Source organism: Staphylococcus sp. EG-SA-15 (assembly GCF_017151895.1).
Lineage (GTDB): Bacteria > Bacillota > Bacilli > Staphylococcales > Staphylococcaceae > Staphylococcus > Staphylococcus aureus.
In genome coordinates, this window is the sequence record NZ_JACVZN010000063.1 from 1 (window position 1) to 934 (window position 934).

At 50.9% G+C, this 934-nt stretch carries 1 rRNA gene; it reads right to left on the reverse strand.

The features are described 5' to 3' along the window. Positions 1-912: ribosomal RNA gene (locus IDG64_RS14305) — 16S ribosomal RNA — on the reverse strand; the annotation flags it as partial. Positions 913-934 lie beyond the last annotated feature (22 nt).

The following is a 934-nucleotide window of genomic DNA, read 5'->3' on the forward strand; positions in this document are numbered from 1 at the left end:
ACCTTGCGGTCGTACTCCCCAGGCGGAGTGCTTAATGCGTTAGCTGCAGCACTAAGGGGCGGAAACCCCCTAACACTTAGCACTCATCGTTTACGGCGTGGACTACCAGGGTATCTAATCCTGTTTGATCCCCACGCTTTCGCACATCAGCGTCAGTTACAGACCAGAAAGTCGCCTTCGCCACTGGTGTTCCTCCATATCTCTGCGCATTTCACCGCTACACATGGAATTCCACTTTCCTCTTCTGCACTCAAGTTTTCCAGTTTCCAATGACCCTCCACGGTTGAGCCGTGGGCTTTCACATCAGACTTAAAAAACCGCCTACGCGCGCTTTACGCCCAATAATTCCGGATAACGCTTGCCACCTACGTATTACCGCGGCTGCTGGCACGTAGTTAGCCGTGGCTTTCTGATTAGGTACCGTCAAGATGTGCACAGTTACTTACACATATGTTCTTCCCTAATAACAGAGTTTTACGATCCGAAGACCTTCATCACTCACGCGGCGTTGCTCCGTCAGGCTTTCGCCCATTGCGGAAGATTCCCTACTGCTGCCTCCCGTAGGAGTCTGGACCGTGTCTCAGTTCCAGTGTGGCCGATCACCCTCTCAGGTCGGCTATGCATCGTTGCCTTGGTAAGCCGTTACCTTACCAACTAGCTAATGCAGCGCGGATCCATCTATAAGTGACAGCAAGACCGTCTTTCACTTTTGAACCATGCGGTTCAAAATATTATCCGGTATTAGCTCCGGTTTCCCGAAGTTATCCCAGTCTTATAGGTAGGTTATCCACGTGTTACTCACCCGTCCGCCGCTAACATCAGAGAAGCAAGCTTCTCGTCCGTTCGCTCGACTTGCATGTATTAGGCACGCCGCCAGCGTTCATCCTGAGCCAGGATCAAACTCTCCATAAAAATTATGATGTTTGATTAGCTC